The 3,910-nt window shown below is 62.8% G+C and carries 3 protein-coding genes and 2 pseudogenes; 3 read left to right on the plus strand and 2 right to left on the minus strand.

Annotation, left to right across the window (positions count from 1 at the left end; genetic code table 11):
* On the plus strand, positions 1–83 hold an 83-nt coding region (locus MUW49_RS18285), incomplete at its 5' end, for a transposase (RefSeq protein ID WP_202904331.1).
* 65 nt (positions 84–148) lie between these two features.
* Positions 149–394, plus strand: a complete 246-nt coding sequence (locus MUW49_RS18290) for a hypothetical protein (RefSeq protein WP_198497572.1) — start codon at positions 149–151, stop codon at positions 392–394.
* Between the two features lie 111 nt (positions 395–505).
* Here the strand turns inward: MUW49_RS18290 and MUW49_RS18295 are convergent, their stop codons facing one another.
* Complete coding sequence (locus tag MUW49_RS18295) at positions 506–793, minus strand: hypothetical protein (protein WP_042864058.1); 288 nt, start codon at positions 791–793, stop codon at positions 506–508.
* An 86-nt stretch (positions 794–879) separates the two neighbouring features.
* Positions 880–1,937, minus strand: a pseudogene (locus MUW49_RS18300) (sensor domain-containing diguanylate cyclase).
* 1,455 nt (positions 1,938–3,392) lie between these two features.
* On the opposite strand from MUW49_RS18300, the pseudogene MUW49_RS18305 reads away from it, so the two are divergent.
* Positions 3,393–3,910 (plus strand): annotated as a pseudogene (locus MUW49_RS18305) (IS5-like element IS5B family transposase); the annotation flags it as partial.

The raw sequence follows: 3,910 nt of genomic DNA on the forward strand, positions 1-3,910 counted from the left end.
GGTCACGCTCTTACTTTGCGGGCTCTTGCGGCGGAGCACCGTTGGAGGTGATCAAGCAATACATTCAAAACCAGCGGGGCTGACGCCCCGGCGAAATTCCCCTCCCACCTACGTCGGAGGGAGTCCCCTTTCGCATTTAAGATGGTTGATGAGTCTCTCGGTCTGCGCCCTTCTGATGGCCTGCGGCGGTGACAAGACCACCGGCAAGGCCTGTCTCGGGTCAAACAACGACACCCTGGTGGAGGGGATGCAGGACAAATGCAAGGCGGGGGACATTGTCGCCACCAAGCACCCGGCCTATTTCTGCGATTTCAACTACGCGGTCACCTTCAACAGCTACAACTCCGCTATTTGCGTCTACTCCGGCGGTCTGAAACCGGAGAGAACCACGTAAAAATCATAACTGGCGACCCATTTGCCACGTCTGACACGAAGAGGGCGGCAGGATATGTGGTCAATGCCCGGGCGGCGGTGCCGCGCAGGCCATCCGGGGGCGGCTTCGCCCCTATTTCACCCGCATCAGACGGTGATGCTGCCCGGCGCACTCGAGCTGGAGCACCTGGGATCGGGCCATGGCTTCCACCCTGGCCAGCATCTCGGCGCTGTAGCCCTTGCGACGCATCCATTGCAAGGGCTCCTCGAAGCCCCCTTCGTTGACCACGAAGGTATCTGTGTAGGACTCCTTGACGATGCTGACCACCCAGATGCGCTGCTGAAACTCGCAGAGTCCGGCCACCAGGGTGGCCGCCCGCCCGGCCAGGGCGCGCACACGGCGGACAAGAAGATGAACCATGGTATGGGCTCCGAACTGATAAAAGGGAAAACAGACTGGCACCCGGGTGGACGCGCCACCCTGTGCCCTCTCAACCCGCCCCGCTCCTATCGCGGGGCAGACACCTGACTGGAAGGAGGCGGGTTCCCGCCCTCCCCTGCGGCCCGGCGCTGGCGCTTGACCGCATACATGCTCGCATCGCCCGGTTCAGCGCCTCCTCGACGCTGACCTCGGCCGGCATCACGGCCACCGCCCCCACGCTGGCACCGGGATAGTGGATCACCTTGTCCCCCACCGGCAGTGACAGCACGCTGTGCTCGAACAGGCGCTGGCGAAACGCTGACACCGCCCCATCCAGCGTGTCGGAGGCCGGGAAAGGCCCCATGCCCACGGCCACGAACTCGTCCCCCCCAAAACGGGCCAGCAGATCGCCGCCACGCAGGGTCTCCCCCAGTTGCCGCGCCATGGCGGTGAGCAGCCTGTCCCCCGCCTCGTGGCCATACTCGTCGTTGATGGCCTTGAAGCCATCGAGATCCACAAAGGCGATGAGCACCGGATGCCCCGCCCTCTCCGACAGGGAGAACAAGCGGGTGAGTTCGAGCATCAGGGCGCGGCGGTTGGGGAGCCCGGTGAGGGGATCGGAGAGGGCCAAGCGCGAGAGCTCGTCGTTGGCCTGCTGCAATTGCCGCAGCAGTTGCTCCCGCTCCACCTGTTCGGCAATCAAGTGCGCGAAGAAGGCGATGAGCTGCTGCGCCCCCGCCACCGCGGGTTTTTGTTCGGTACTGGCACCGCACAGGGTGCCATAGAGGGAGCCGGTCGAGGTGCGAACCGGGCTGCTCAGATAGGAGCGAATGCCGAGCTCGCTGGCCGCCTGGGAGTCCCCCCACAGAGCGGCGACGTCATCGGTGTAACCAATCTCTTCGTCGATGGCACGGCGACACAGGGTATCGCTCCACTCCACCGTCATCCCCTCGGGGATCTGCAGCCCGGCCACATTGCGGGCATAACGGACATGCTGGGTGCTTTGCCCGAGGTCAATCTCGGTGAGATAGGTCGACTCCAGCCCGGTCACCGACGCCAGCATCTCCAGCAAGGGGCGGGTCAGGCTCTCCAGATCCCGCGCGTTTATCATCTGCTCCGAGAGCGCCAGCAAAATTTTATCCATGCCTACCTCCACTACTGCGTGCATCTGATGGGCGACTACCTTAGCCAACTCGGGGCGGGCCCGACAAGCGGCAGACCGCGATTGACCGGGGGAAAGATCGATTTGTTCACATTTTGGCATAACCGGCCCCCAAGCGGCGTCGCCATGCGAAACACAGGGGCACAACTCTGCCCTCGCCCCTGGGTGCCGGGTCGATTCCCGCCGCGTATTCGCCCACGGTCACCATCCCCTCTCCCCTTGAGGGAGAGGGTCAGGGTGAGGGGTCGGTAACATCATTGCATGGCGAATGCCGCCCCACGCCTCAATGGCACGGCTTCGCCGTGCAGGACACGAGGACGCGGCCCTCGACGGGGTTTCGCCCGCCAACCTCGGAGACTTCGGCTTGATCCCCTCTCCCCTTGGGGGAGAGGGTTAGGGTGAGGGGTGGGTAACGGCATTGCCTGATGCAATGCCGCCCCACGCCTGAATGGCACGGCTTCGCCGCGCAGGACGCGAGGACTCCGTCCTCGACAGGGTTCCGCCCGCCAGCCTCGGCGACTTCGGTTTGATCCCCTCTTCCCTTGGGGGAGAGGGTCAGGGTGAGGGGTGGGTAACGGCATTGCCTGGCGAATGCTGCCCCACGCCTCAATGGCACGGCTTCGCCGCGCAGGACGCGAGGACTCCGTCCTCTATGGGGTTTCGGCTTTGTCCCCTCTCCCCTTGCGGGAGAGGGCTAGGGTGAGGGGTCGGTAACGTCATTGCCTGGTGCAATGTCGTACCACGTGTGAATGGCATGGCTTCGCCATGCAGGACGCGAGGGCGCTGCCCTCGACGGAATTTCGCCCGCCAGCCTCAGCGACTTCGGTTTGCTCCCCTCTCCCCTTGGGGGAGAGGGTCAGGGTGAGGGGTGGGTAACGTCATTGCCTGGCGAATGCCGCCCCACGCCTCAATGGCACGGCTTCGCCGCGCAGGACGCGAGGACTCCGTCCTCGACGGGGTTTCGCTACCGCTGCGCGGCTGGGCGAGTGACTTTGGAAAGACCCAAAGTCACCAAAGGTCTTCTCCCCCGCTTGTTCGCCCTCCTGCGTCGGGTTCCCTCGGTTCACCCGTTTGTCCCACGGCACGCGCCGATGGGCCTTCCCTGGCCCAGCGGCGCTCGCTCGGCGTCCTGCCTCGCGGCCTGGACAAACGGGCTCACCTCAGCGAACAACAGGGGGCAACACCCAACCCGCGGCACCGACGCCGGTTAACAGGCGTAGGGTGCACCAAGCGCAGCGCATTGCACCTCGGTAACCGTATCCAGCCTGTTCGGAGCACAGATCGGGCGGGTTGTTATCTCACAGCCCCCCCCCTCGCCCACCCCGTGACGAGAGCAGATTGTCGCACCTATGCAACAGACCTCATCAAGGGAAGGTGTGAACAAGTCCCTGATATGAGATCATGTTTGTCATCTGGAGCCATGGAACAGGGTTCATCATGAGTCATCAACTTACCTTCGCTGACAGTGAATTCAGCAGTAAGCGCCGTCAGACCAGAAAAGAGATTTTCTTGTCCCGCATGGAGCAGATTCTGCCATGGCAAAACATGGTGGAAGTCATCGAGCCGTTTTACCCCAAGGCTGGTAGTGGCCGGCGACCTTATCCGCTGGAAACCATGCTACGCATTCACTGCATGCAGCATTGGTACAACCTGAGCGATGGCGCGATGGAAGATGCTCTGTACGAAATCGCCTCCATCCGTCTGTTTGCCCGGTTATCCCTGGATAGCGCCTTGCCGGACCGCACCACCATCATGAATTTCCGCCACCTGCTGGAGCAGCATCAACTGGCCCGCCAATTGTTCAAGACTATCAATCGCTGGCTGGCCGAAGCAGGCGTCATGATGACTCAAGGCACCTTGGTCGATGCCACCATCATTGAGGCACCCAGCTCGACCAAGAACAAAGAGCAGCAACGCGATCCGCAGATGCATCAGACCAAGAAAGGCAATCAGTG

It is taken from the genome of Aeromonas sp. LsrichE-8G (assembly GCF_022869435.1).
Classification (GTDB): Bacteria; Pseudomonadota; Gammaproteobacteria; order Enterobacterales; family Aeromonadaceae; genus Aeromonas; species Aeromonas caviae.